The organism is Pseudomonas qingdaonensis (assembly GCF_018398475.1).
Classification (GTDB): Bacteria; Pseudomonadota; Gammaproteobacteria; order Pseudomonadales; family Pseudomonadaceae; genus Aquipseudomonas; species Aquipseudomonas palmensis.
The window spans coordinates 645,806-670,568 of sequence record NZ_CP074676.1 but is presented as its reverse complement, the minus strand read 5'-3'; the positions used below and the strand labels follow the sequence as shown (position 1 = coordinate 670,568).

Here is a 24,763-nt window from a genome sequence, read left to right as displayed (position 1 = left end):
AACACGCGAGCATGCAAGCCCCTCTACCAAGGAGCCTGCCCATGCTGGCCTTCATGCTGTTTGCCTTCGTTGCGTCCATCACCCCCGGGCCGACCAATTTCCTGGTACTGAGCAACAGCGCCAGCCATGGCCTGCGCGCTGCATTGCCAATCATCCTGGGGGCCGGTGCAGGGGCCGCGCTGATCGTCTGGCTGGTGGGCAGTGGCATGGGCGAGGCACTGTTCCGGGCCCCGGCGGTGCAGCCGCTGCTCAACGGGCTGGGCGTGGCCTGGCTGACCTGGCTGGCCTGGAAGATCTTTCGCAGCCCAGTGCAGGTGCAGCAATCGGGCGCGACGTCGGCCAGGCTCGGCCTGTGGGGCGCGGCGGCGTTGCAGGTGATCAACCCCAAGACGTGGATGATGGCGCTGGCGGTGGCCAGCGTGTTCATCGATGCCGCAGCCAGCGACCGCCTGCTGCAGGTGACGCACCTGAGCCTGGTGTTCTTCGTGATCGCGCTGCCGTGCCTGGGTGGCTGGGCCTTGCTCGGCAGCGGGGCGCGGCGCCTGAGCGGTTCGCCGGTGGTGCTGCGCCGGGTCAACCAGGGGCTGGCGCTGCTGTTGCTGGTGTCGGCCTGGGCCAGCCTCTGGCAGTGAGGCCCCATGCACCTGACACAGGGCTTGCAGGAACCGGCGTTGCCGGCGAACAGGCCAGCACAATCCCCTGAAAAACCCGCCGACCCGCGCTAAGCTACGCCGCACGAGGAGAGCCCCCACCCATGAACCTGCAAGAACTCACCACCCGCCTGCACACCATCCGCGACAACAACGACTGGCGCGGCTTCCACAGCCCCAAGAACCTGGCCATGGCCGCCAGCGTGGAAATGGCCGAGCTGGTGGAGATCTTCCAGTGGCTCAGCGAGGACCAGTCGCGCCAGCTGTCCCCCGAGCAGCTCGAACACGCCGGCCAGGAAGTCGGCGACGTGGTGCTCTACCTGTTGCTGCTGTGCAGCGAACTGGGCCTGGACATGGACCAGGTGGTGCGCAGCAAGCTGGCCGACAGCGAACGGCGCTTCGCCCGATGAAAGACCGCCACTTCGACGCACTGGCGACCCGCTTCGCCGAAAAGATCTACGGCGGCGCCAAGGGCGCCATCCGCCTCGCGGTGCTCCAGGCCGACCTCGCCGAAGCCCTGCCCGACCGCCCCCTGCGCGTGCTCGACATCGGCGCGGGCCTGGGCCACATGGCCCTGTGGCTGGCCGAGCGTGGCCACCAGGTGACCCTGGCCGAACCCGCCGCGCCGATGCTCGAGGGCGCCCGCGAACGCTTCGCCGCCGCCGGCCAGCCAGCCACTTTCATCCAGGCGCCCTGGCAGGAACTGCTTGGCCAGCTCACCGAACCCTACGACCTGGTGCTGTGCCACGCCGTGCTCGAATGGCTGGCCGAACCCGAGACCATCCTGCCGGTGCTGCACCAGCTCACCCGCACCGACGGCCTGCTGTCGCTGGCCTTCTACAACCGCGACGCACTGGTGTATCGCAACCTGCTCAAGGGCCATTTCCGCAAACTGCGCGGGGCCAGCCTGGCCGGTGAAAAGCAGAGCCTGACCCCGCAAAAACCACTTGATCCGCGCGAACTCCGGGCGCACCTTGAAGGTCTGTGGGATATACACAGCGAGAGCGGTGTACGGGTGTTCCACGACTACATGCCCGTCGAGTTCCAGGCCAAGGCAGAACTGCTCGACCTGCTCGAAATGGAACTGGCGCACCGCCGCCACCCGGCCTTTGCCGGCCTGGGCCGCTACCTGCACTGGATGTGCCACCCACGCTGAGTACCGAGCCGTGCCTGCCGGGAGACTGCCATGCCGTACCGTTTGATCCTGGGCCTGCTGTGCCTGGCCCTGGCCGCCTGCCAGGGCAGCAACCCGTATGTGGCCAGCTCCCGACCGCTGCCGCCGGCCCCGCCCCAGGCGGCCACCACCTTCGACGCCAGCGCCTACCCGGCACCAGCCCGTGACTATGGTCGTTACCGCAGCTGGTCATGGCGCAACGGCCAGCTCCCGGCCGGCAGCGCCTCCAGCGACCCGGCCGAGCTTGCCGACGCAGTCAGCGCCGCCCTCGACCAGCGCGGCCTGCGGCCTGCGCGCAACACCCGCAGCGACCTGCTGGTCAGTGCCGACCTGCGCATGGAACGGCGCCTGCGCCAGGTACGCGACGATTACTACCCCTATGACAACTACGGCTACGGGGGCATCGGCTACAACCGCTACGGCGGCTATCGCAACGGCTATGGTGTGTATGGCAGCGTGCCGATCATACGCACCTACCAGGTCGACGTGATGGTGGTGCGCCTGGACCTGTTCGATGCCGGCAGCGGCCAGCCGGTCTGGAGCGCCAGCGCAGAAACCACCAGCCAGGGCTCACCGAGCGAGCGCGCCCGCGCCCTGCGCGATGCCGTGCACAAGGCCCTGGATGGCTACCCCCCAAGCTGAAGGCAACCGGAGAATCATCATGCTGCGCCGTCTCGCTCTACTCCCCCTGTTGGCCCTGCTGGCGCTGCTCGGCGCCTGCCAGAGCAACAACGTCACCCAGGACTTCGATGCCAGCCGCGACTTTGCGGCCTACCGCAGCTGGAGCTGGCAGGAGCCGGCCCTGCAATATCGCCCGGACGACCCGCGAATCAAGAGCGACCTCACCGAGCAGCGCATCCGCCAGGCCGTCAGCGAACAGCTCGACCAGCGTGGCCTGCGCCCGGCCCAGGGCAACGCCAGGGGTGACCTCAAGGTGCAGACCTACCTGATCGTCGAAAACCGCCAGCAGCAGATCACCACCAACTACGGCGGTGCCTGGGGCGGTTACTGGGGTGGCTACTGGGGCGGCCCGGCCTACAACGAGACCCGCAGCGTCGACTACAAGGTTGCCACCATCCAGGTCGACCTGTTCGACAGCCGCGACGGCAAGCTGGTATGGCGCGGCAGCGCCGAGCAGATCATGAACAACTACCCGCCCGGCCCCGCCGAGCGCAACACCGCGATCCAGAATACCGTGGCCAAGGTACTGGCCAACTACCCGCCGCACTGAGCCGGAGATGGCCGGTCGCCACCTCAAGGCGACTGGCCATTATCTTGACTACACTTCTTTGACGCATGCGTTCGCGCACGGCCTGGTGCCGGCAAAGGAGTGCTCGTGGCTACCCGATTCCCAACCCGGCAGCGTGGCGCGATCGGCCTGATGGCCGCCCTGACACTGGCCCTGGCGCTGGTGTTCGCCCTGTTGGTGATCGATAGCGGACGGCTCTATCTGGAACAGCGTTCGCTGCAGCGGGTGGTCGACATGGCCGCCCTCGAAGCGGCTGGGCAAAGTGCGGTGTGCACCGGCAGCGGCCCGCAGGCGGCGACCGTGGCCCAGGCCAGCGCCGCACGCAACGGCTTCGCGCCCGGCGCCAAGCATACCCTGGCCACCACCTGCGGCACCTTGCAGACCGGTGCCGGCAGCCGGCGCACCTATACCGTCAACCCGAGCAAGAGCGAAGCGATCCGGGTCAGTGCCAGCAGCGCCGTGGCCACCAGCATTGCCGCCGGTGTACAGGCCCTGCTGAGCGGCGGCGCCGTGCCGGCCACCACCACCCTGCACGCCAGTGCGGTGGCCTCGCTGCCCAAGCCGCCACAGGCGATGCTGCGTCTCAAGAGCACCCTGCTGACCATCGACACACGCAAGTCCGATGTGCTCAACGCCCTGTTCAAGGCCCTTGGCGGCAACGTCAACCTCGACGTACTGGGCTGGCAGGGCATCGCCGACGTCAACGTCGACCTGCTGAGCTTTCTCGATGCCCTGGCCATCAAGGCCGGGGTGCAGGTGGGCAATTACGATGAACTGCTGGGCAAACAGCTGCACCTGACCGACCTGCTCGATGTCGCCGTCGACCTCGCCCGGCGCGGCGGCGCGGCGGCCCAGGTGGTGACCGACCTCGGCAAGCTGGTACTCGGTGCCGGCAACAACCCGCTGATCAAGCTGGGCGATATCCTCGATATCCAGAACGGCGCGGTCCAGTCCGGCCTGGATGCCCAGATGCAACTGCTGCAACTGCTCAAGGCCTCGGTGATGCTGGCCAACAAGAACACCGCGGCCACCGCCGAGGTGCCGCTCAACATCCCGCCGCTGGTCAAGGCCAACCTGCGCCTCAAGGTCATAGAACCCGAACAGTTCTCCGCCGTGGGCAACCCGCAACACGACACCATCAAGGTGCACACCGCCCAGGTCCGTGCGCTGGTCAGCCTGGAGCTGCCGCTGCTCAACAGCATCACCGGCCTGCTCAACGCCGTGCTCGACCTGGCCGAACCGCTGACCAACGTGGTCAGCAACCTGCTCAGCCTCAATCTGGTGGCCACGCTGGAGTCGGTGTTCTGCCTGCTGGCGATCCCGTGCAAGGTCAGCGACGTCCGTTTGCTGCCTGGGGTGGTGCACCTGGACATCGGCCTGGAAGTCGCCAGCGCCAGCAGCCAGGTCACCCGCTACAGCTGCAAGCCGGACAAGACCCTGACCGCCAGCACCCGCAGTTCGGCGCTCAACGTTTCGGTGGGCATGTTCAGCGATCCCCAGGCCTTTTTCAGCACGGGCAACACCGCCATTTCGCCGCTGCCGCTGATCGACATCGGCAGCAAATACTGCACGCGCTTCCTGATACTGCCGTCCACCTGCGGCGCGCGCACCGCCTTCGCTGGCGGTGGCGTAGGGCTCAAGGTCAATGCGCCGCTGCTGGGCAGCAACTCCACCGGGCCTGCCACCGACCTGCTGTTTCGCAACGCCAGCGCGCCACCGGACATCGACCTGCCACCGGCCTACATGGCCACCTCGGCCAGCGATATCGTGCAGAGCCTGAACAACACCATCAATGGCATCGAGCTGCAGGTGTACCGCCCGCTCAACGGCAACCTGCTCGGCAACGTGCTGGTGGTGGCCGGCAACCTGCTCGATGACGTCAAGGCGCTGCTGCAGCCAGTGATCAGAAACCTGCTCGGCAAGTTGGTCGACCCGCTGGTCAACACACTGCTCAAGGCACTGGGGCTGGACCTGGTGAACGTCGAGGTCGGTGCCAACCTCACCTGTGACGGCAACCGCGCTCAGCTGATGCTCTGAACCGGCAGCTCGATCACGAAACACGCGCCCTCGGCGCCATTGTGTGCGCTGAGCAACCCGCCCATGCCCTCGATGATCCCGCCACTCACCGACAGGCCCAGCCCGGTACCCACGCCGCTGGGCTTGGTGGTGAAGAACGGCTCGAAAATCCGCTCCAGCAGGCGCGGGTCGATGCCGCCGGCATTGTCGCGCACCTGCAGGCGCACCCCATCCGCCACCGGCTCGGCCTCCACCGCGATCCAGGGGCGCAACTGCGGGTCAGCCTCACGTCGGCCCAGCAAGGCGTCGCGGGCATTCACCACCAGGTTGATCAGCACCTGCTCCAGCTGATCGGCATGGCCGCGCACAGGGCAGCCGCTCAGCGCCGGGCCCAGGTTCAGCGCCACGCCCTTGCCGGCCAGGCCGTCGGCCAGCAACGACACGGCACCCTCAACCGCCTGCCAGGGCTCGAACAGTTGCTGTTCGACCTCCGAACGCCGCCCGAACACGCGCATGTGGTCCACCACCTTCGAGGCCCGCAGCACCTGCGCATCGATGCGCCTGAGCTTGTCCTGCAGGTATTCCACCTGCACGTCGCCGTTCTCCAGGCGCTTGAGCGCGTTGACCACCGCCATGCGCATCACGTTCAACGGCTGATTGATCTCGTGGGCGAGGCCGGTGGCCATTTCGCCCAGGGTGGCCATCTTCGCGCTCTGCAACAGCTGCTGCTGGCTGCGCCGCAGCGCGGTGTTGTCGCGCCCCACCGCCTGTACCTCCAGCAGACGGCCCTGTTCATCGAACAGGCCGCGGTCGGACCACACCCACCAGGCATGTTCGCGCCCCGGCAGCTCCAGGCAGATTTCGGCACTGCTCACCGGCTGCTGCGGGGTCAGGCCGGCCAGGCGCTGCGAGAACGCCTCGCGCTGGGCTGGCGACATCCACTGCCCCAGGTCGCTCCCGGGCAACTGGTCAGGTCGGCACTCCAGGTAGTCGGCCAGCGGGCGGTTGCCGAACAACACAGTCAGGTCGGGCCGGTAGCGGCAGATCATCGCCGGCGAGTCCTCCACCAGCACCCGGTAACGTTCCTCGCTCTCGCGCACCCGCTCGGCGGCCAGGGTCGCCTCGGTCACGTCGAGCCAGATACCCACGGCCTCCACCGGCAGGCCCAGGTCGTCACGCAGCAGGCGCGCTTCATCCAGCACCCAGTGGTAGATGCCCTGCGCATCGCGCAGGCGGTAGCGGCTGCGCACCTGGCCCTCGCGCAGCAGGTCGCGGGTACGTTGCAGCCACAGCGCCTGGTCGTCGGGATGTACCCAGTGCGCCGGTTGCAGGTCGGCAGCGGGCGTCCAGCCAAGCAGCGGCTGCAGGCTGGCACTGAAGAATTCGGCCTGCAGCGCGCCGGCGTCATAGCGCTGGATATAGATCACTGCCGGCGAGCTGGCGATCAGGTTGTCCAGCCGTGCGTGCGCGGCCCTGGCCTGCTGCTCCTGGGCCTTGATATCGCTGATGTCGAGCATGAAACCCTGCAGACGTCGCTGCTGCCCCTGCCCGTGCACATCGCCACAGATGCGGTACCAGCGCAGCGACGCGGCCTGCAGGCGCACGCACAGTTGCAGGCTGCAGCCCTCGCGCTGCAGCGCCTCGAACGCCAGTTGCGCCGCCTCCCGGTCGGCCGGGTGCAGCAGCGCCCACCAGGCCGGCAGCGCCAGTTGCGCACTCACGCCGAAACTGGCCGCCAGCCCCGGTGCCAGGTGCAGGTAGGGCTCGTGCAGCGACCACTCCCACCAGCCCGCACCGAGCAACCCCTGTACATTGTCCAGGCGCTGCTGGCTGGCCTGCAGGCGGTCGCCGGCCAGGCGCGCCAGCAGCGGCTCGGCCATGGCATCGAGCAGCAGGGGGGCCGCCTCGGGCCGGGCCTGCCCGCCCTCGTCCGCGCACAGCAGCCAGGCCTGGGCCTGATGCTGCTGCGCATGGCCAACCACATACAGCGCGTGAGTCGGGCAGAGCACCTGCAAGGCCGGAAACTCGGCGCTGCACAGCACGCGCCCCGACGGCAGGCGGTCGAGCACCGCGCTCAGGCGTGCATCGTCGGCCCAGGGCACGCTCGATGCGTCCCGCGCGAAGGTCTGCCAGCCGCCGGGGGTGCGCAGCAGCAGCGCCGCCCAGCCCATGCGCCAGTGCCAGGCCAGGCGCTGCAACTGCTCGGCGGCCACCCGGGGCAGGCGCTCCAGGCTGCAATCGCGCAGTGCTGCGCCGACCTGGCGGGCCAGTTGCTGCTGGCGTCGGGCATCCTGGCCCTGCTGACGCTGCTGCAGCAGATCGCCCACATCGAACAACTGCAACAGCCAGTCCTCGCCCTGGGCCAGCAACCAGCCGCGGGTGTGCAGGGTGCTGCCATTGGCGGTTCTGAAGTCCAGGTCCAGCGGTTGTGCCTGCCAGTCGGCGGGCTCGCCTTCGAGCACCAGCAGGCTGTGCGCCTGCACGTAATCCTGCACCCGCGCAGCAGACTGCGCGGGCAGCGCCAGGGCACTGCGCAGCGGGCCGCCCAGGCGCAGCACGCGGCCCTTGTCATCGAGCCACAGCTGCAGGCCCACCGCCGCCGGTACCGAGGCCTGCGGTGCGGCCACCGCGGCGGCCGGGCGCCCGCGCCAGCGATCGAACAGGCCGTGGCCACCGCTCAAAGCTGAAGGCTCGCGGTGGCGCCAAGGGTTGCCGGCAGGCGTGGCACCTCGCCCACCACCGGCAGGTCGAGCACCGGCAGCACCGTCGTGAGCCGGGCCTTGGCGTAGTTGATGCGCACGGTCAGCAGGTTGGTGTTGCTCAGGGTCACGACCGCGTCGGTGCCGGGCTGGAACTTCAGCGTTCCCGGCATCCACGCCAACTGCTGGGCCAGTACCTCGCGGGCCAGTGCCGGCACATCGGTGCGGTAGGTGGCGCTGGTCGGGTCCAGCGCCATGCAGCGACGCACCGCCTCGCTGCTGGCCTGGTGGAACGACTGCAGCATCAGCAGTGGCAGGGCGTAGCTGACCACCCCGTAGAACACCGCGAAGAACACCACGAACACGGCGGCGAATTCGATCGCCGCCGCACCTTTTTGCCGTCTTGCAAGGCCTGCTTTCATGATCGCGTCTACCCTGACAATGACACCCGCAATCAAGCATAGAATCAATCACGACCAAGGGATGGCATTTCGCCTATGCAAAGCATCGTCCTGCTGCTGTGGCTCGCATTGTGTGCCGAACAGGATGCCCGAGAAAGGCAGATCAACAACACCTTGACCCTTGGCGCCGCAGCCTGCGCCCTGGCCTATCTCTTCATCACCGGGCACACCTGGATCGGCGCCGATGCCAGCGAGGGCGGCTGGGCGCTGCTGATCGTGATGCTGCTGACCCTGCCCGGCTACATGCTCGGGCGCCTGGGCGCCGCCGATGTGAAACTGCTGGGTGCGTTGGCGCTTGCCACTGATCGGATGTACCTGCTGGGCACCTTCATCGGTGCCGGGGTGGCGGTGGTGATCTGGTTGCTCAGCCGCCGCTGGCTGTGGTCCCTTCTGAGTCAGAAGGTTAAGCAACGCTTCAGGCAGGTGATCGAAGAAGCGTCAAAAAAACAGCCCTTCGCCCCCTTCGTGCTGGCCGGTTTTTTATTGGCTGCGGTATGGATCCATTGATCGAACAACCCGTCTAACCTGCTGTACATACGTTGTACATAGCCGCCAACTGCGTCTATTTTTCTAGTCACTGCCCCTCGATACCACAAGCGTCATGGCCGTACCAGGAAGGGCACGTCAGCAGGGAGTTGCGTGTGAACAAGCCAGTGAGTCCATTCAAGGTGTTGATCGTCGACGACCAGCCGTTGATCGTCGAAGAGCTGTGTGAATTCATCGAGGGCAGCGGGTACCGGTGCGTACCGTGCCACAGCAGCCAGCAGGCCATCGAGCGGTTTACCGAAGACCCGGCAATCGGCCTGGTGCTGTGCGACCTGCACATGCCCGAGCGTGACGGCATCGAGCTGGTCAAGGCGCTCAAGGCCATTGCCGGCAAGCAGCGGATCTTCGAGGCAATCATGCTCACCGGGCGGGCCGAGAAGCAGGATGTGATCAAGGCGCTGCGCGAAGGGTTCGCCGACTACTACCAGAAGCCGGTGGACCTCCCCGAATTGCTCGAAGGGCTCAAGCGCCAGGAGACCGCGTTGCTGGAGCGGCAGAAGAACTTCCAGCACCTGGGCCACCTCAACCAGAAGCTGCAGTACCTGGCCGAATCCATCGACGACCTCTACCAGGACCTTGGCAAGGCCCGCGAGCAGGTGGTGGGCACGGGCCTGGGTGGCGAGGATGCAACGGCAGCCGAGAGCATGCCGGCGATCTTCGACCAGCTGTCACCGCGCCAGCTGGACGTCGCGCGGCTGGTGGGCAAGGGCCAGACCAACTATCAGATCGCCTGCGAGCTGGGCATTACCGAGAACACGGTGAAGCTGTATGTGTCGCAGGTGCTGCGCCTGACCCACATGCACAACCGCACCCAGCTGGCCCTGGCGCTGGCGCCCAACCCCTCGGCGCTGCGTCAGCGCATCACGGCGCATTGATCGAATTCTTGTGGGAGCGGAGTCACCCGCTCTCACGGGTTTTCGCTCTGTGCAAGGACTGCTTCTGGCCGAAGGCCGTGGGAGCTGGCTTGCCAGCGAATCGAGCGTGAAGCGGTCGCTAAGTTCGAGTGCACGGTGTATCAGGCAGACCGGGGCGCAGGCCTGGCTGCCGCTGTGCGCCAGATCGCGGATGAATCCGCTCAGATACAGGGCTGCTCCCACCGCTGGTGCAATGCGCTCTCACTTGTCGCTATTGCTGGTCTTCTCCCACCGGAAGAAATCCGGAATCACGTATTTGTAGGTATCCAGCCAGCGTTGCATGCTCTGGTCGCGCTCCTTGGGCGTGGCGCTCTGCGGGGTCTTGGAGGCCTGCGCGCCGCTGGCCTGCATCTGCAACCACGCCTCGGTGGCCGACTGTGCCCTGGACGAAGGCCCGGGCTCGATCGCCTGGGCCAGGCCCGGCAGCACTACCAGCATCACCAGTATCCGACTGTTCATGACGACCTCTGCACGGCAGCCACACTGCCAGGTTTGAGTTGTTGGGCGCGCGCCTGCGCTTCGTTGAATTGCGCCGCACTCAGGCCCAGCCGGCTCACCAGGTCGGCCGCCTGCTGCCATTTGTCCTGGTACAGCAGCAAGGTCACCAGGTTGACCGCCGCCAGACGGTCGCTGTCCTTGAGTTCGATTGCGGTCAGAAACTCGAAGCGCGCCTGCTCCAGCTTGCCCTGGTTCAGGTACACCACCCCCAGGTCGTTGCGGATCTTCTCGTCGGTGGGGGCCAGTTGCATGGCCCGTTGCAGATGCTGCAGCGCCTGCGCGTTGTCGCCGCGGGCCGCCGCCATCTGCCCCAGCCCATGCTCACCCTCGGCCGCCAGGCACCCGCCAAGCAGGCTGCGGTACAGCGGCTCGGCCTCGCTGCGTCCAAGCAGGCGCAGCACCTTGGCCTTGCGCACCCGCACCTGGGGCAGATCGGCCGGCAGCGCCTCCAGGTGCGCAAGGCTGGCATGCGGGCGCCCGTCGGCAAGCATCTCGTCGGCCATGTTCAGCGACAGCTCCTGGCTCGAATCGGGCTTGGCACAACTGGCCGTCGAGCCCGGCATGGCCAGCCACGGCGCCGAGCCATCCGTGGCGCAACCACCGAGCAACAACAACCCCAGCGCCGCGATGCATGCCTTCATTGCGTCCACTCCTCTCAAGCCCCGAATGCCCTGGCCAGGGCGGTGAAGCCCGGGCCGGCGAGTACGATCAGCAACGCCGGAAACAGAAACAGCATCATCACTGCCGACATCTTTCCCGACATCTTCGAAATCCGTTCCTGCAAGGTGGTCAGGCGCCGGTCATCGAGCAGTTGCTTGAGTGCCAGCAGCGACTTCATCGCCCCGCCCCCCTGGGTCAGCAACTGGCGCAGGATGATGCAGGTGTCGCTGAACGCCTCCACCCCCAGCAACTGCGCGCTCTTCTCCAGCTCCGGCGCCAGCGCCAACCCCGAATCGACCCGTGCCAGCAACAGCCGCAACTCCTCGCTCAACACCGGCAGCAGGCGCTGCCCCTCCAGGCTCAGCAGGCGCAGGCTCTGCTCCACCGCCAGGCCCGACTCGAACATGATGCGCAGCAGCGGTATGAAGGTCGACACCTCCTGCGCCACCTGGCGCTGACGGCGTGCCGCCAGCAGCGCCAGCAACCGCTTGGGCAGCAGGTAGCCCAACCCCAGCCCCATCAGCGGGAACAACCAGGGCGAACGGCTCTCGCGAAAGAACACCTCCTGCACCAGCACCGCCGCCCCCATCAGGCATAGCGGCAAGCCCACCTGGCAGGCCGCGAACAGCGAGCGCTGGCGCGAACGCCGCCAACCCACCCGGTCGAGCAACTGGCGGGTCTCGCCGTCCAGGTTCAGCGAACGTTGCCCCAGCCGGCTGTCGCCCATGCGCTGCAACCAGCCGCGCAGTGCCGGCTCGTCCGGCGCACGCCCCTGCAGGCGTTGCTCCACCAGGCGCTGGCTGCGCCGCTGACGCAGCCACTGACCCAGCAGCAGGGCGAACGCGCCAAACAACAACACCGCACTGAGCAACAAGGCCATCTCAGATACTCCGCAACATGCGCCACAGCGCCAGACACCCCAGCGCCTGCAGCACGAAGGCACTGAACAGCAGGCGCTGGCCGACACTGTCATGCCACATGGTCAGCAGGTAATTGGGGTTGCTGAACATGAAGTAGCCGGCCACGCTGACCGGCAGCACCGCCAGCACCACGGCAGTGATGCGGGTTTCACCGGTCATCGCGCGCAGCTGCCGCGCGCCCTGCTCGCGCTCGCGAATCACCTTGATCAGGTTCTCCAGCAACTCGCTGGCATTGCCGCCATAGCGGTGGTTGATGCGCAGGCCCAGGGCGAACAGGCGCAGCTCTTCGCGCGCATACAGTTCGGCCAGTTCCGACATCGCATCGTCCAGGCTCACCCCCAACTGCACGTTGCGCTTGACTCGCTGCATGGCCCCCAGCAACGGCTCGCGCGAGGCATCGATGGCCCCCAGCACCGCATCGCTCAGCGTGCGCCCGGCCTTCAGGCTGCGCACGCAATGGTCAAGCAGCACCGGCAACTGTTCGATAAGGCGGCGTACCCGGTGCTGGTAGCGCCAGGCCAGGAACAGGCGCAACAGCAACGGCCCCGCCAGCAGCACCAGCAGCAGGCCAGGCCAGCCGCCGTACAGCCCGGCGCACACGGCCAGCAGCAGCCAGCCTGCCCCCCATGCCATCAGCCGGTCATTGCGGCGGTCGAAACCTGCACGCAACAGCATCAGCTCGAGCCAGTCAGGGCCACGTGGCCCGCTGTTGTCGGCGGCCTGCTGGTGCTGGCCCAGGCGCTGCAGAATGCGTTCGTTGCCCGAGCGGTGCAGGCTGGTATAGAACAGGCGCATCGAGATGCCGAGCATGACCACGCCCCCCAGCCACAACCACACCGCGCCGCTCACGGCCCGGGCTCCGCATCGTTGAGGTCACGGCGCAGCTTGTCGCTGGCCGGGTTGACCGCCTCGCGCAGGAAGGTGTCGCCGCCGCGCCGGTCGAGGCGAAACAGCGTGTTGGTGACATACACATCGTCGCGCACCCCCACCACCTCCAGCACCTCACTCACGCAGCGACGGCCATCGGGCAGGCGGGCCAGCTGGATCACCACGTCGAGCGCGGCGCAGATCATCTGGCGCAAGGTCTTCTCGGCCACCTGGCGACCGGTCAGGCCCACCAGGGTCTCCAGGCGCAGCAGCGCGTCCTGCGCGTTGTTGGCGTGCACCGTGCTCATCGAACCGTCGTGGCCGGTGTTCATCGCGGTCAGTACATCGAGCACCTCGACCCCGCGGATCTCGCCCAGGATGATGCGGTCCGGACGCATGCGCAGGGCGTTGCGAATAAGCTCGCTGGCCTTGATCTCGCCATGCCCCTCGGCATTGGGCGGGCGGGTTTCCAGGCGTACCACGTGCGGGTGATCCAGCTGCAGCTCGGCCACGTCCTCGATGGTCACCAGGCGTTCACGGGGGCTGATCAACTGGCTGAGAATGTTCAGCAAGGTGGTCTTGCCGGTGCCGGTGCCGCCGCTGACCAGGATGTTGCAGCGCTTGCCCACCGCACGTTGCAAAAAGTCGAGGATTGCCTGGTCGATGGCCCGGGTGGCCAGCAGGTCGGCGCTCTTGAGCATGTCCTTGCGAAACTTGCGGATCGACAGGCACGGCCCGTCCAGCGCCACCGGCGGGATGATCGCATTCACCCGGCTGCCGTCGGGCATGCGCGCATCGACCATCGGCGACGACTCGTCCAGGCGCCGCCCCAACGGCGCGAGGATGCGCTGCATCACACGCTCCACGTGATGCGCGTCGATAAAGCGCAGGTCGGTCTGCTGCAGCACGCCCGCGCGCTCGATGAACACCCGGTGCGGGCCGTTGACCAGGATCTCGGTGACGCCCGCATCGCGCAGCAGTACCTCAAGCGGGCCGAAGCCGGTGAGCTCGTCGACGATCTCCTCGGCCAGGCGCTCCATCTCGTAGCGCGACACGGCCAGGTGCTGGCGCGCGATGTAGTCGCCCACCTGCTCCACCACGAACTGCGCCAGCGCCGGGCGGGCGCCCTCCAGCAGGTTGAGGCCGGTGTCCTCGATGGCATCGATGATGTGCCGGTGCAAGGCCCGCTTGAGCCCCTGCGGGTCGCTGCCCGGGTTTTGCCGCGGGCCGCCGAACAGCTCGTCGCCGCTCATCTACTTGTGCCCCCACAGGCGCTTCATCCAGTTGCCCGCCTTCGGTTGCAGGCTTTCCGAACGTCGTGCCAGCCGCTCGCCCAAGGCCTTGAGCGCCTGGGTCAAGGCCTCGCGCGGGGCCACCTCGAACAGCGACAGCCCCTGGTTCTTGGCGTTCAGGCGCACCTCGGGGCTGTAGGGCAGCACCACCAGCACCGGCAGGCCATAGCGCTTGCCCAGCGCGTCGGAGTCGGGCGCCACGCTGCGCAGGTAGCGGTCCACCAGCAGGCTCGCGTGTTCCAGTTTCATGCCCTTTTCGCGCCATAGGGTCAGCACCTCCAGGTTGCGCCGGCAGTCCAGCACGTTCTGGTCGGTGTACCAGATCAGCTTGTCGCAATGGCTGACGAAGGTGCGCAAGGGCTCACTGTCGGGCTGCCCGGCCAGGTTCACCACGATGTGCTGGAAGTGCTGGCGCAGCGCGCTGAGCAGCATGTACAGCTCGGCCGCGCTGGTGCGCTCCAGTGCCTCGTCGCTGTCGGTATAGGCCAGCAGGCGCAGGCCCGAGGGTTCGCGGGCGAACGCGCTGTCGATCAGGGTGGCATCCAGGCGGCGCAGGTGGCGCAGCGCATCACCGAAGTGAAACGAGGCCTCCAGCCCCAGCAGCGCCAGGCTGTCGCCACGGGGCAGGCCCAGGTCCAGCAACAGGGTCTGCTGACCACTGCCCTGCACCACCCGCGCCAGGTGACTGGTGAGCAGGGCGCCGTCGCTGGCGCACTGGGTGCCGTACAGCACCGTCAGGCCGCCCAGGTGCGGGTTGCTGGTCACCGGTGGCAGGCGCTTGCTCAGGCGGCGCACCAACCCGGCCACTTCGCTTGAGCGCGAGCCGTAGGCGACGAAGTCCCGCGCACCGGCGCGCATCGCATTGAGCACCAGCTGGTTGTCCATGCCATCGCCCAGGGCAACGATCGCCAGCATCGGCTTGGCCTCCAGCACCCCTTCGATCAGCGCGCACTGGCTCACCACCTGCTCGCGGTCCAGGCCCACGAACACCAGGTTGGCGAAGGTCACATCCACCAGTGCGAGCAGTTCGTCGAGGCTGCCGCTGCCGGCCCCCACCACCTGGCCCAGCGGCGCCAGGGCGGTTTTCAGCCACTGCAGGTCACCGTCGTCACGGGTGATCGCAAGGAAGGTCTGGCTCAGGCTCTGGCTCATTGGCTCAATCCACTGCGCTGTTCGAAGTTGCCGTTCTCGAGAAAGAACAGACGCCCCCAGCTCGGGTCGTAGGTGCGCAGGCGCTCGCCGGGCAACTCGGGCAACTTGGCATTGGCCGCCAGCGGCTGCACCAGGCGCGGGGTCACGATCATCAGCAGCTCGGTCTCCTCACGGCTGATCGACGACTGGCGAAAGAACGCGCCCAGGATCGGCACGTCGCCCAGGCCCGGAAACTTGTCCACCGCCGAGCGCGCACTGCTGCTGATCAGGCCGCTGATGATGAAGCTCTCGCCATCGGCCAGCGACACGCTGGTGTCGGTGCGCCGCACCGTCAGGCCCGGCACGGTGACGCCGGCGATGCGCACTGCGTTGTTGTAGTCCAGCTCGCTGACCTCCGGCGCCACCTTGAGGGTGATGCGGTCGCGGCTGACCACCGTGGGTGACAACGCCAGGCGAATGCCGAACTCCTTGTACTCGATGGTCACCGTGTCGCTGCCGGTGCTGGGTACCGGAATGGGGATTTCGCCGCCGGCCAGAAAGCTCGCGGTCAGGCCGCTGAGTACCACCAGGCTGGGGCGCGCCAGGGTGTAGGCGAAGCCGCTGCTCTCCAGCGCATCGATGGCCGCCAGGAAGCGGCTGCTGCCGCCGCCCCACACGATATTGAACACATCGTTGTTCAACGGGATGCTCGGGCGCACCTTGACCAGCCCGCCAACGCCGCCACCATCGGGGCTGGTCACCGCACCCGGCACGTAGCCCGGCGACACCGTGGTGTTGGGCACGCTGCCCGGCGAACCGAACAGCGAGTTGTTGGAGCCCTTGAAGAACAGCCGCGTACCGGCCTCCTTGAGCTTGGTGCGGCTGACCTCGACAAAGCGGATATCGGCCTGCACCTGGCTCGGCAGCAAGGGGTCGAGGCTGGGCGGCAAGGCGCTGTCGGCCATCTCGGCAGTGGCCCGGCCCTTGATGAACAGCATGCTCTGGCGCGGCACGCTGGCGCATGCGGTCCACAGCATCAGGCTGGTGGCACCGGGGCCCACGGCGCTGACCACCACGCCGCGCTCGCCACTGGCCTGCACATCGGCGATGTTGGGGTCGCCAACCGCCGCCCGGGTGATCGGCACCGGCAGGCGGATCTCCTGCTGCAGGCCCTGGTCCAGCTCGATGCTGGCCGGCACCGGGCTCAGCCCGGCACAACCCGACGGCGCCGCCAGGGCATGGGCAGCCGGCCCCCCCAGCAACAACAGGGTCAGGATGGAACGCTTGAACATCAGCTCGGAACGACTGCTCATCAACGGGCATCCTTGCTTCGATCAGGGGGTGGGCGTTGAAGCCTGGGGGCCTCGAATGATCTGCATCTGGTGCCTGGGCGCCTGGCCTGCAACCGGGGCGGCGGCCGGGGTCATGGCCAGTTGACTGAAGCGAAAGAGGTCGCGGTTGGCGTTGTCCAGTTGCGGTGCAGCGGCCTGTGGGTCGGCCCAGTAGCTGGCCAGGCGTTTCTCTTCGGCGCTGCGTACCGCCAGGCGCAGGCTGCCTGCCTGGGCGGCCAGCAACAGGCGGCTGGCCAGGGCTTCAGGTACCGCCAGCACCACGGTGCGCGCCATGGCGCGACGCTGTTCCTGGGCCGCCTTGGCATCGGTGTCGGCCTCCGGCGGGCGGCCATCGTTGGCCAGCCCCAGTTGCTCGCCCACGCTGAGCAGGCGCAAGGCCGGCACGGCCACCTGGGCCGAGGCCTGCGGGTTGAGGTTGTCTTCGCGCAGGTACAGCAGCACATCCACGTAGTCGCCGGGGCGCAGTTGTCCGGCGGCGCCGACCACTTCGTCCACCGCCACCGCCAGGGCGCGCTCGCCGGGGTGGATCATGCGCGCCAGCGGCCCACCGGCCTCGAAACTGCTCTCCTCCAGCCAGGTACCTGCAGGCAGGGCCCGCCAGCTGGTGCGGCCCAGCACCTGCTCGGGGCGCTGGAAGCTGCCGGCCGGGGCCACCAGCAGGCGCTCGACACTCAGATCCTCGGCTGTCAGCACGGTGTAGGCGGGTACGTCGCGGCGCAGCACCAGCACGGGCTTGCGCAATGCGTCGGTGCCAGCCTCCGTGGCCTGGTCCACCGGCTGGGCCGGGCCGGCCGGCCCTGGCGCCGCCGCTTGCGGGGGCTCCGGTGCCTCGGATGCACGGCTGAGCACCAGCCCCCAGTAACCTGCCAGCACGGCACCGATCAGGAACAGCACGGCAAGGATCATGGTGATGCGACTGCTCATGTCGGCGCTCCCTCTGCCTGAACATCCCTTCGGCCGCGCGGTGTGCGAACTGGCCCGCAAACATGAAGTTGCAAGTAACTATTTCGCTATTTGACGGTAGCGCAGCTAGGACAAAACGCCATTACCCGTCAGTTTTTTTTCGGTCCGAAACCCGACACCCCCTGAAAACAACAGCTTATTGGCGCCAGCATTGACACCCTTACTTTGGTATTAATGCCTTCTTACATTTGCCGGTTTCGAACCGCTTGACGATGCTGTGATGGCAAAGGGGAATCACCGTTTCCGGGCCCCATTACCCGCGCCTGTGGCGCAAGGAGAAGTACCATGGTCCTTTCCCGCATCCTCAAGCACTGCAAGCTGTTCTTCCATCGCAAGGACGGCGCGTCCGGTATCGAATATGCCATCGTGGCCGCCATGGTGGCCGTGGTGATCATCGGGGTCTCGACCGATGTGGGGGGCGGGGTGAAAAAGGTCTTCGACGACATCGTCGCCGCCCTGCCCTCAGCCTGATGACAGGACCTGAACATGCCGGCTTCCCACTCACGTCAACAGCTGCTGCTGGTGGATGACGAAGAAGACGCACTGCTGGAGCTGGCCGAGCTGCTGGAGGGCGAGGGCTTCTGTTGTCACACGGCAACCTCGGTCAAGCTCGCCCTGCAGCAGTTGACGCGACATCCCGACATTGCCCTGGTGATCACCGACCTGAACATGCCGGAAGAGAGCGGCATCTCGCTGATCAGGCGCCTGCGCGAGCACACGGCGCGTCAGCACCTGCCGGTGATCGTCACCTCGGGGCATGCCGACATGGATGCGGTCAGCGATCTGCTGCGCCTGCAGGTACTCGACCTGTTCCGCAAGCCGATCTACCACCTGCGCCTGCTGGAAACCCTGGACAACCTGTTCCCCAAGCCCCGCCTGCAACTGGTTCAGTAACGCCTGGCCGCCACGCGGCCATCGCGGGTCAAGCCCGCTCCCACCGGTAGTGCGCATACCTTGTGGGAGCGGGCTTGACCCGCAATCGGTCGTCACAGCTGGTAACTGAAACTCAACGTATACCGTGGCCGCCGATTGAAGCTGTCCAGCGCGATATCCGACATCGGCTTGGCCGCCTCCAGCGAGATGTTGTAGTAGCGCGCATCGCCAAAGCGCAGCCCCAGCGCCGCCGACGACAATCGTGAATCACGCACCGCCAGCTCGTTGAACCAGGTACGCGCGGCGTCCACCACCACGTACGGCTGCAGTACCTTGAGCCAGCTGCCATCGCGCTTGAAACTGTAGTTGACCTCGTATGCCGCACCCCAGCCCTTGTCGCCGGAAGCCTGATCGCTGGGGTAGCCGCGGCCGAAGTTCTGCCCGCCGAACACCGCGCGCTCGCTGTCGGGCAGGCTGTCGTCGGTCCAGTACAGCGCCGCCGATGCCACCCCCTGCCAGTTCTGCAAGAACCGGTCACTCTGCACCCCCGACAGGCGCAGGCGCAAAAAGTCCAGGTCGTAGTCGCTGTCGGTCTTGGCACCGAAGTGATCGAGGCCCTGGTACACACCGGCACTGAGGATGCGCAGCTGCTGCGCGTCCGACTTGCTCCAGTCTGCCTCGAAGGCAAAGGCGCGCACATCGGTGCGGGTACTGACCTTCAATGGCAGGCCGACCACCCGGTAGTCGGTGCTGTCGTTCACCGCATAGAAGCGCGCTGCCACGTTCAGCCATTCGTTGCTCGAGGCAATCAGCGCCTGGCTCAGGCCGATGGAGTAACGGTCGTTCTCGCGGTGCTGCTTGAGGTCTATGCCGTTCTCCAGGCGCACCCGCGCCGCCGGGTTGCTGCGGTAGGTCGAGGCCGAAAGATTGAGCTGGGTGCCTTCGGCGTCCACGTACTGCGAGTAGTCGAGACGGTAGTAGCGTTCGTCATCCTGCCCCGGCGGGAACAGCGCGCTGAAGCTCAACTGCTCGGCCACCGCGGTCTGGGCGTTGCTGTTCAGGCCGAGCAGCGCCTGGGTGTCGTCGCGGCTGCCGTCGGTGAGGCTCAAGGTACTGGTGAACGGCTTGCGCGAGGCCTGCGCGATCAGCCGCGTGGCGCCGTCGGTGGTGCCCGGCGGCGGCACCTGGGCCTGCAAGGTCAGGCCCGGCACCCGGCTCATCAGCGCGGTGTAGCGTTCGAAGGTCTTGCGGGTGAGCGGGCGCTCGGCCTTGAGCTTGCCCACCAGCTTGTCGAGGTAGGCCGACACCGGCCCCACATCGCCCTGCAGTTCGTAATCACGTATGTAGCCTTCCACCAGCACCACGCGCAGACGGCCTTCAGCAAAGTCCTGCGGCGGCAGGTAGGCATACGACAACAGGTAGCCATCCTGCTGGTAGCGCTGGGTGAGGCGGCGGGTGGCCTCGATCAGCTCGCCCAGGGTCACCTCGCGGTCGAGCAGGCCCTGGTAGTTGTCGCGCAGTTCGCTGAGCGGGTAGATGGTGCCGCCTTCGATGCGCACCCGCTGCACGCGCACCCGCGTGCCCATCAGCAGCGGCTGTGGCTGCTGGCCGGCATCCGGTGCGGGCAGGTTCAGTTGGGGAGTGACGGGGCGAAAGGCATCGGCGGGCAGGTTGGGCGCTGGCAGCTTGCGCTCGGTCTCGTTGCTGTTGAGGAAGCTCGGCAGGGGCTCGGCATGCAGCGAAGCCACCCAGGACAGACCCAATAACGCGACGAACATCGATCGCATAGGACACTCCATGATCCTGAAAAATACGAGGGAACCAAAGACGGTTCCCTCGTCAGCCTCAAGCGTAGGTGTTGCCCGTAAAATCGTCTAATCGATGATGGCCATTTAGTTACTTGTTACCCCCGAGGCCGCCTTTCAGGCCCGTGGTCAGGCCATCGAGCAGACCGCCCACGCCGCCGCCCCCTTGCCCGTTGCCGTTGACCAGGGTACCGACCTGGCCCACGGTGCCGCCCACGGCATTGACCGTCGCCCCCAACTGGGTGGTGACCGGGTTGTTGCCGGCTGCGGCAATCTGATTGCCCACCCCGCTGACTGCGCTGCCCACCTGGGTGACCAGGCCGTTGACCGGCGCACCGATGCCGGTTGCAGCGCCTACCTGCTGGGTAACGCTGGTCACACCGCTCACCACCGGGGTGAGGCCGGCGCCCACGCTGTTGCCCAACGCAGCGGTGGGCACCCCGGCCGGCACGCTGGCCACGCCATTGCCGCCCAGTACCGGCCCCAGCGAGGCCACGGTCTGGCCCACCTTGTTGACCGTGCTGCCTGCGGCGTCGAGCAGGCCGTTGCTGCTGCCGGCGCCGAGCCCGCTGCCCAGGCCCGCCACGGCGCCACCGGCGGTTTCCAGCAGCCCCGCACCGGGGGCGCTGCCACCGCTGCCGGTGCCGGTGTTGACCAGGCCACCGCTGGTGCCGACCGCCGTGCCGACATGGCTTACCAGCCCGCCGACGGCGGTGGTCAGCGGGTTGCCGTTGCCGGCACTGGCGACCTTGTCGCCCACCCCGTCGACTGCGCTGCCAACCTTGTTCAACAGGCCGCTGACCGGTGCACCCACCCCGGTGGCATCACCCACCTTGCCGGTGGCGCCTTCCACCAGCGACACCACCTTGACCACCTGGTTGCTCAATTGCTGGTTCAGGTTGCCCAGCTTGCCGGTGGTGCTCTGGGTGCTGAGGGTATCGCCAAGCATCACCACCACGTCGCCGACCTTGTCCACCACACCGTTGACCACGGGTATCTGTTCGATCAACTGGCTGCTGGCCACCGACTTGACCCCGCCGCCGATATCCGACACCCCGTTGCCCACGCCCTTGACCGTCTCGCCCAGGGCATTGCTGCCAGTGCCAAGCGTACCCAGGCCCTTGCCCAGGCCATCGCCGATGCTGGTGACGGCGTTGCCGGTGGCCGTCACCAGGTCGCCGGCACCGGTGCTGCCCACTACCGGTACGCCGCTGACGGCGTTGCCCACGCCGGACACGCCCGTGCCCACGCCCGACACGCCGCTGCCAACCTGGGCCACCACCTGGCCGACGACCGTGGTCGAGGTCGTGCCACCACCGTTGTTGCCGCCACCACCATTGTTGCCACCGCCGCCATTGTTACCGCCACCGCCGTTGTTGCCACCGCCGCCATCCGTACCGCCACCGCCGGTGCCACCACCGCCGTCCGTACCGCCACCGCCAGTACCACCACCGCCGTCCGTACCGCCACCGCCAGTACCACCGCCGCCGTCCGTACCGCCACCACCTGTGCCGCCACCACCGTCAGTACCGCCGCCGGTACCGCCACCACCACTGCCGCCATCGGTACCCGAATCGGGTGTGGAACTGCTTACGTGACTCTTGTGACCGCCACCGCCGCTGCTGCAACCGGCCAGGCTCACGGTCAAGATCAACATCACTGCCGTACTTGCTTTGATCCACGCTTGAGTTTTCATGGCGACTCCCTGCTACTGCTGCCGCTGCTTTTATAGGTGTGAAGCACCGGGTTTCCGGCCACTCCACGTCCGTTGCAGCTATCTGAGCGCGCAGGCGCAATGGGAACAATTCTGAGCTTGGTATTAACCCGATATATACAGTCGCAGCACCAGCAAAAGCCCTTTTGCTTCAGGCACTTGAAAGCAAGGGGAAGGTGCTTTGGCAGCCCTTCCCCTTTCGCGTTATATCCATCTTACGGGTGCCGGGTCAGTCGTTGACCTGGAACTCGACCCGCGCGGTCTGCCCGCTGGCATCCAGCACGCTGAGCTCGTAGCGCCCCACCTCCTCCAGGTTCACGGCCAGCGCCGCCTGGGCTGTGGTCTCGCCCAGGGGTGCGCCGTTGAGGAACCACCAGCGCTGGCCTTCGCCACCCAGCGCCGAAACGCTCAGGTGCAGGGCATCGCGGCTGGTGGCGGGACGGCGCAACTGGTCGCCCGGGCGTATCCCCACCACCGACAACGGCGCGGCACTGGCCGGTACCTGCGGCGGGCAGCTCGGGTCGATGGCCGGCAAACGCGCCTCGCGCCGCTCCAGGCGCGGCAACCACGGGTCCAGTGGTGCCGGCCACAGCGCGATGTCGCGCGGCGCGGCCCCCGCACAGGCTGCATCCACCCGCAGGCCCCGGGCATTCACCCACACCTTCTCCAGCAGGCCGACACCCAGGGGCTGGTCCTGCGCGAGCAGGGTCGGCGGCGTGGTGTTGTCCAGGGTCCAGGCAAAGCGCTGGCGCCGGCAGTTGGGGTCGGTACGTGCCATCGGCTGGCCCAGCGGCCAGCAGATCGCGGCCACCCCGACGTTGCCCGGCACTGCCGGCACCGGGGCGGCAATGCCGCGCTGGCTGTCGCGGTTGCTCAGCACGTCATGCACCTGCAGCATCAGCGGCGCGGCCGAGGCCAGGCCGAACTGCCCCGGCACCGGGGTGCCGTCGGGGCGGCCGATCCAGATGCCGATCAGGTAGCGCGGCCCCACGCCGATCGACCAGGCATCGCGAAAGCCGTAGCTGGTGCCGGTCTTCCAGGCCAGCTGCGGGCGCTGCACCAGTTCGGCGTGCGGGTCGCGGTCGGGACGCGCCTGGCCACTGAGGATGCGCCGGATGATCCACGCCGAGCCCGGCGACAGCAGCCGGCGCTCGACCAGCGGCGCATCCGGTTGCAGGCGCAGCGGCGCGCTCATGCCGTCGCGGGCGAACGCACTGTAGCCACTGACCAGGTCTTCGAGGCGGCTGCCGGCGCCGCCCAGGATCAGCGACAGGTTCGGCTCGGCCGCCGTCGGCAGGCTCAGCGGCATGCCGCCCATGCGCATCTGCGCGGCAAAGCGCTTGGGCCCGTAGGCTTCGAGCAACTGCACCGCCGGCAGGTTGAGCGACAACGCCAATGCCGAGCTGGCCGCCACCGGGCCACTGAAACCCATCGAGAAATTGCCGGGGCGATAGTCGCCATAGCGGCGTGGCACATCCTGCAGCAACGACTCCGAATGGATCAGGCCGTCATCCATGGCCATGCCGTACAGGAACGGCTTGAGGGTCGAGCCCGGCGAACGCAGGGCAGTGATCATGTCGACGTGGCCGAAACGGCGCTCATCGCCAAGGTCCACCGACCCCAGGTAGGCGCGCACTGCCATGGTCTGCGACTCCACCACCAGGATCGCCGCCGAAGTGCGCTCGGGCAGGCGTGCGCGCCAGCCCAGCAGCAGGTCTTCCAGGCGCCGTTGCAGCGCAGCGTCGAGGGTGGTGTGGATCAGCGGCGGGCTGTCGGCACGGTTCAGCCGGCGAGCCAGCAGCGGAGCCAACGCCGGCTCCTGGCGTGGTGCCAGCAGCAGCGGTTCTTCCTGCGCTTCGGCGATGCGCTGCTGCGGCCACACCTGGTACTCGCCCAGGCGTTGCAGCACCTTGTCCCGGGCCAGGCGCGCGCGCTCCGGGTGGCGGTCGGGGCGCAGACGGCTGGGCGCCTGGGGCAGCACCGCCAGCAGCGCGGCCTCGGCCGGGGTCAGTTGCAAGGGCGACTTGCCCAGGTACGCCCAGCTGGCCGCCGCCACACCCTGCAGGGTGCCGCCGAACGGTGCGCGGTTGAGGTACAGCTCCAGGATCTGGCGTTTGGACAGGTGCCATTCCAGCTGGGCGGTGCGCCACACCTGGCGCAACTTGCCCGGCAGCGTGCGCGAGTGCGGGTCGAGCAGGCGCGCCACCTGCATCGACAGCGTGCTGCCGCCCGACAGCACGCGCCCGCCCGTGAGGTTCTGCCAGGCGGCACGGCCCAGGGCCAGCGGGTTGACCCCGGGGTGCCGGTAGAACCAGCGGTCCTCGTAGGTGAGCAAGGCTTCGAGGTAGTAAGGCGACACCTGATCGAGGGTGACCGGGTAGCGCCACACGCCCTCGGCATCGGCAAAGCGCCACAGCGGCGTGCCGTCTTCGGCCAGCACCACCCGCGCCAGATCGTCGGCCGGCATCGGCAATGGCCACAGGCGATCAGCCAGCCACAGCAACAGCACGCAGGCAAAGGCGGCGCACAGCAGCCGGGCGATGCGCGAGCGGGGTCGGGCTAAGCTGAACATCAGGCGCGGACACCTTTTTGCGTGGGTGAGGAACCGAGCCGGCAGGATGATGGCCAAAGCTCTGGGCACGGCGACTGCGCCGTAGCGTCGATCAGGAAGCGATTATGCATGTAGAAGGTTTTTTCGAATGGCTGGGGCAAGCGCTCGGCGCGGTGATCCGCTTCGTGGTGGATGCCCTGAGCGGGTTGTTCAATCTGCTGGCCAATGCCGGCGGCAACTTCATCGACGGCCTGGCACGCACACTGGGCATGGACACCTCGCTGGTCAGCATCCTGATGCTGGTGATCGGCCTGCTGTTGCTGTACTCGGCGGTGCGCGCGTTCATGCGCGCCTCGATCATCATGGGGATCATCTGGCTGATGCTGGGGTTGTGGGTGTTGAGCTGGGTGGTGCGGTGACAGCATCGC

The 24,763-nt window shown here is 67.4% G+C and carries 24 protein-coding genes; 11 read left to right on the top strand and 13 right to left on the bottom strand.

The genetic code is table 11. The features are described 5' to 3' along the window. Positions 1-41: 41 nt before the first annotated feature. The 6 genes from KH389_RS03060 to KH389_RS03035 all read left to right on the top strand — a co-directional run bounded on the left by KH389_RS03060 (position 42) and on the right by KH389_RS03035 (position 5,110). Positions 42-632: a LysE family translocator gene (locus KH389_RS03060; protein WP_104572955.1), complete on the top strand. Its 591-nt coding sequence runs from the start codon at positions 42-44 to the stop codon at positions 630-632. Positions 633-754: 122 nt separating this feature from the next. Beyond that, entirely contained in the window at positions 755-1,060 is a 306-nt protein-coding gene (locus KH389_RS03055) for a MazG-like family protein (protein ID WP_043860945.1), read from the top strand. Then, positions 1,057-1,806, top strand: a complete 750-nt coding sequence (locus KH389_RS03050; RefSeq protein ID WP_100632880.1) for a methyltransferase domain-containing protein — start codon at positions 1,057-1,059, stop codon at positions 1,804-1,806. The genes KH389_RS03055 and KH389_RS03050 overlap by 4 nt, the downstream gene beginning before the upstream one ends. A 30-nt stretch (positions 1,807-1,836) precedes the next feature. Then, complete coding sequence (locus tag KH389_RS03045) at positions 1,837-2,466, top strand: DUF4136 domain-containing protein (RefSeq protein WP_058540783.1); 630 nt, start codon at positions 1,837-1,839, stop codon at positions 2,464-2,466. Between the two features lie 19 nt (positions 2,467-2,485). Continuing rightward, positions 2,486-3,055: a DUF4136 domain-containing protein gene (locus KH389_RS03040; protein WP_054916641.1), complete on the top strand. Its 570-nt coding sequence runs from the start codon at positions 2,486-2,488 to the stop codon at positions 3,053-3,055. A 105-nt stretch (positions 3,056-3,160) separates the two neighbouring features. Next, positions 3,161-5,110 carry a pilus assembly protein TadG-related protein gene (locus KH389_RS03035; protein WP_244988676.1) on the top strand — a complete coding sequence of 650 codons (1,950 nt, stop codon included), beginning with the start codon at positions 3,161-3,163 and terminating at the stop codon, positions 5,108-5,110. Here the strand turns inward: KH389_RS03035 and KH389_RS03030 are convergent. Next, entirely contained in the window at positions 5,095-7,770 is a 2,676-nt protein-coding gene (locus tag KH389_RS03030; protein ID WP_213606860.1) for a PAS domain-containing sensor histidine kinase, read from the bottom strand. The genes KH389_RS03035 and KH389_RS03030 overlap by 16 nt on opposite strands. After that, a complete protein-coding gene (locus tag KH389_RS03025; protein ID WP_043860940.1) occupies positions 7,767-8,210 on the bottom strand; it encodes a TadE/TadG family type IV pilus assembly protein in 444 nt (147 codons plus the stop codon). The genes KH389_RS03030 and KH389_RS03025 overlap by 4 nt, the downstream gene beginning before the upstream one ends. 75 nt (positions 8,211-8,285) lie before the next feature. Between KH389_RS03025 and KH389_RS03020 the strand changes: the two genes are divergently transcribed. Next, positions 8,286-8,756, top strand: coding sequence for an A24 family peptidase (locus KH389_RS03020; RefSeq protein ID WP_043860939.1), 471 nt, complete (start codon positions 8,286-8,288; stop codon positions 8,754-8,756). A 134-nt stretch (positions 8,757-8,890) separates the two neighbouring features. Next, positions 8,891-9,670, top strand: a complete 780-nt coding sequence (locus KH389_RS03015; RefSeq protein ID WP_043860938.1) for a response regulator transcription factor — start codon at positions 8,891-8,893, stop codon at positions 9,668-9,670. A 240-nt stretch (positions 9,671-9,910) separates the two neighbouring features. On the opposite strand, the gene KH389_RS03010 is transcribed toward KH389_RS03015, so the two are convergent. From KH389_RS03010 to cpaB, 8 genes are read right to left on the bottom strand one after another with little or no spacing between them, the layout of a single operon-like run. Beyond that, positions 9,911-10,168: a DUF3613 domain-containing protein gene (locus KH389_RS03010; protein ID WP_213606859.1), complete on the bottom strand. Its 258-nt coding sequence runs from the start codon at positions 10,166-10,168 to the stop codon at positions 9,911-9,913. Beyond that, entirely contained in the window at positions 10,165-10,848 is a 684-nt protein-coding gene (locus KH389_RS03005) for a tetratricopeptide repeat protein (RefSeq protein WP_213606858.1), read from the bottom strand. The genes KH389_RS03010 and KH389_RS03005 overlap by 4 nt, the downstream gene beginning before the upstream one ends. A gap of 14 nt (positions 10,849-10,862) precedes the next feature. Continuing rightward, the gene (locus tag KH389_RS03000) at positions 10,863-11,747 is read right to left on the bottom strand and encodes a type II secretion system F family protein (RefSeq protein ID WP_078481558.1); all 885 of its coding nucleotides are present in this window, start codon (positions 11,745-11,747) and stop codon (positions 10,863-10,865) included. Between the two features lies 1 nt (position 11,748). After that, a complete protein-coding gene (locus KH389_RS02995; protein WP_213607490.1) occupies positions 11,749-12,597 on the bottom strand; it encodes a type II secretion system F family protein in 849 nt (282 codons plus the stop codon). Between the two features lie 35 nt (positions 12,598-12,632). After that, the gene (locus tag KH389_RS02990) at positions 12,633-13,907 is read right to left on the bottom strand and encodes a TadA family conjugal transfer-associated ATPase (protein ID WP_043860934.1); all 1,275 of its coding nucleotides are present in this window, start codon (positions 13,905-13,907) and stop codon (positions 12,633-12,635) included. Beyond that, positions 13,908-15,098, bottom strand: coding sequence for a CpaE/TadZ family protein (locus KH389_RS02985; protein WP_043860933.1), 1,191 nt, complete (start codon positions 15,096-15,098; stop codon positions 13,908-13,910). Further along, positions 15,095-16,390: a type II and III secretion system protein family protein gene (locus KH389_RS02980; RefSeq protein WP_054916708.1), complete on the bottom strand. Its 1,296-nt coding sequence runs from the start codon at positions 16,388-16,390 to the stop codon at positions 15,095-15,097. Before KH389_RS02980 ends, KH389_RS02985 begins: the two co-directional genes overlap by 4 nt. 21 nt (positions 16,391-16,411) lie before the next feature. Further along, positions 16,412-17,353 (bottom strand): Flp pilus assembly protein CpaB, encoded by a 942-nt coding sequence (gene cpaB / locus KH389_RS02975; RefSeq protein WP_054916709.1) that lies wholly within the window; start codon positions 17,351-17,353, stop codon positions 16,412-16,414. 324 nt (positions 17,354-17,677) lie between these two features. On the opposite strand from cpaB, the gene KH389_RS02970 reads away from it, so the two are divergent. Continuing rightward, positions 17,678-17,863, top strand: coding sequence for a Flp family type IVb pilin (locus KH389_RS02970; RefSeq protein WP_043860930.1), 186 nt, complete (start codon positions 17,678-17,680; stop codon positions 17,861-17,863). Between the two features lie 15 nt (positions 17,864-17,878). After that, positions 17,879-18,286 (top strand): response regulator, encoded by a 408-nt coding sequence (locus KH389_RS02965; protein WP_043860929.1) that lies wholly within the window; start codon positions 17,879-17,881, stop codon positions 18,284-18,286. A gap of 92 nt (positions 18,287-18,378) precedes the next feature. Here KH389_RS02965 and KH389_RS02960 read toward each other — a convergent pair whose 3' ends face one another. From KH389_RS02960 to pbpC, 3 genes are all read right to left on the bottom strand, one after another. Beyond that, entirely contained in the window at positions 18,379-20,052 is a 1,674-nt protein-coding gene (locus KH389_RS02960; RefSeq protein ID WP_043860928.1) for a ShlB/FhaC/HecB family hemolysin secretion/activation protein, read from the bottom strand. A gap of 109 nt (positions 20,053-20,161) precedes the next feature. Beyond that, on the bottom strand, positions 20,162-21,727 hold the full coding sequence (locus KH389_RS02955) for a collagen-like triple helix repeat-containing protein (protein ID WP_338053203.1): 1,566 nt from the start codon (positions 21,725-21,727) through the stop codon (positions 20,162-20,164). A 286-nt stretch (positions 21,728-22,013) separates the two neighbouring features. Continuing rightward, positions 22,014-24,356 (bottom strand): peptidoglycan glycosyltransferase PbpC, encoded by a 2,343-nt coding sequence (gene pbpC / locus KH389_RS02950; RefSeq protein WP_043860926.1) that lies wholly within the window; start codon positions 24,354-24,356, stop codon positions 22,014-22,016. A 104-nt stretch (positions 24,357-24,460) separates the two neighbouring features. On the opposite strand from pbpC, the gene KH389_RS02945 reads away from it, so the two are divergent. After that, positions 24,461-24,754: a hypothetical protein gene (locus KH389_RS02945; RefSeq protein ID WP_043860925.1), complete on the top strand. Its 294-nt coding sequence runs from the start codon at positions 24,461-24,463 to the stop codon at positions 24,752-24,754. Positions 24,755-24,763: the final 9 nt, after the last annotated feature.

Coding starts and splice junctions, on each gene's coding strand:
- KH389_RS03020 (WP_043860939.1), top strand. CDS start 8,286: ATGCAAAGCATCGTCCTGCTGCTGTGGCTCGCATTGTGTGCCGAACAG.
- KH389_RS02965 (WP_043860929.1), top strand. CDS start 17,879: ATGCCGGCTTCCCACTCACGTCAACAGCTGCTGCTGGTGGATGACGAA.
- KH389_RS02985 (WP_043860933.1), bottom strand. CDS start 15,098: ATGAGCCAGAGCCTGAGCCAGACCTTCCTTGCGATCACCCGTGACGAC.
- KH389_RS03045 (WP_058540783.1), top strand. CDS start 1,837: ATGCCGTACCGTTTGATCCTGGGCCTGCTGTGCCTGGCCCTGGCCGCC.
- KH389_RS03060 (WP_104572955.1), top strand. CDS start 42: ATGCTGGCCTTCATGCTGTTTGCCTTCGTTGCGTCCATCACCCCCGGG.
- KH389_RS03050 (WP_100632880.1), top strand. CDS start 1,057: ATGAAAGACCGCCACTTCGACGCACTGGCGACCCGCTTCGCCGAAAAG.
- KH389_RS03055 (WP_043860945.1), top strand. CDS start 755: ATGAACCTGCAAGAACTCACCACCCGCCTGCACACCATCCGCGACAAC.
- KH389_RS02960 (WP_043860928.1), bottom strand. CDS start 20,052: ATGCGATCGATGTTCGTCGCGTTATTGGGTCTGTCCTGGGTGGCTTCG.
- KH389_RS03025 (WP_043860940.1), bottom strand. CDS start 8,210: ATGAAAGCAGGCCTTGCAAGACGGCAAAAAGGTGCGGCGGCGATCGAA.
- KH389_RS02990 (WP_043860934.1), bottom strand. CDS start 13,907: ATGAGCGGCGACGAGCTGTTCGGCGGCCCGCGGCAAAACCCGGGCAGC.
- pbpC (WP_043860926.1), bottom strand. CDS start 24,356: ATGTTCAGCTTAGCCCGACCCCGCTCGCGCATCGCCCGGCTGCTGTGC.
- KH389_RS03010 (WP_213606859.1), bottom strand. CDS start 10,168: ATGAACAGTCGGATACTGGTGATGCTGGTAGTGCTGCCGGGCCTGGCC.
- cpaB (WP_054916709.1), bottom strand. CDS start 17,353: ATGAGCAGTCGCATCACCATGATCCTTGCCGTGCTGTTCCTGATCGGT.
- KH389_RS02995 (WP_213607490.1), bottom strand. CDS start 12,597: ATGCTCGGCATCTCGATGCGCCTGTTCTATACCAGCCTGCACCGCTCG.
- KH389_RS02980 (WP_054916708.1), bottom strand. CDS start 16,390: ATGAGCAGTCGTTCCGAGCTGATGTTCAAGCGTTCCATCCTGACCCTG.
- KH389_RS03040 (WP_054916641.1), top strand. CDS start 2,486: ATGCTGCGCCGTCTCGCTCTACTCCCCCTGTTGGCCCTGCTGGCGCTG.
- KH389_RS03000 (WP_078481558.1), bottom strand. CDS start 11,747: ATGGCCTTGTTGCTCAGTGCGGTGTTGTTGTTTGGCGCGTTCGCCCTG.
- KH389_RS03005 (WP_213606858.1), bottom strand. CDS start 10,848: ATGAAGGCATGCATCGCGGCGCTGGGGTTGTTGTTGCTCGGTGGTTGC.
- KH389_RS02955 (WP_338053203.1), bottom strand. CDS start 21,727: ATGTTGATCTTGACCGTGAGCCTGGCCGGTTGCAGCAGCGGCGGTGGC.
- KH389_RS02970 (WP_043860930.1), top strand. CDS start 17,678: ATGGTCCTTTCCCGCATCCTCAAGCACTGCAAGCTGTTCTTCCATCGC.
- KH389_RS02945 (WP_043860925.1), top strand. CDS start 24,461: ATGCATGTAGAAGGTTTTTTCGAATGGCTGGGGCAAGCGCTCGGCGCG.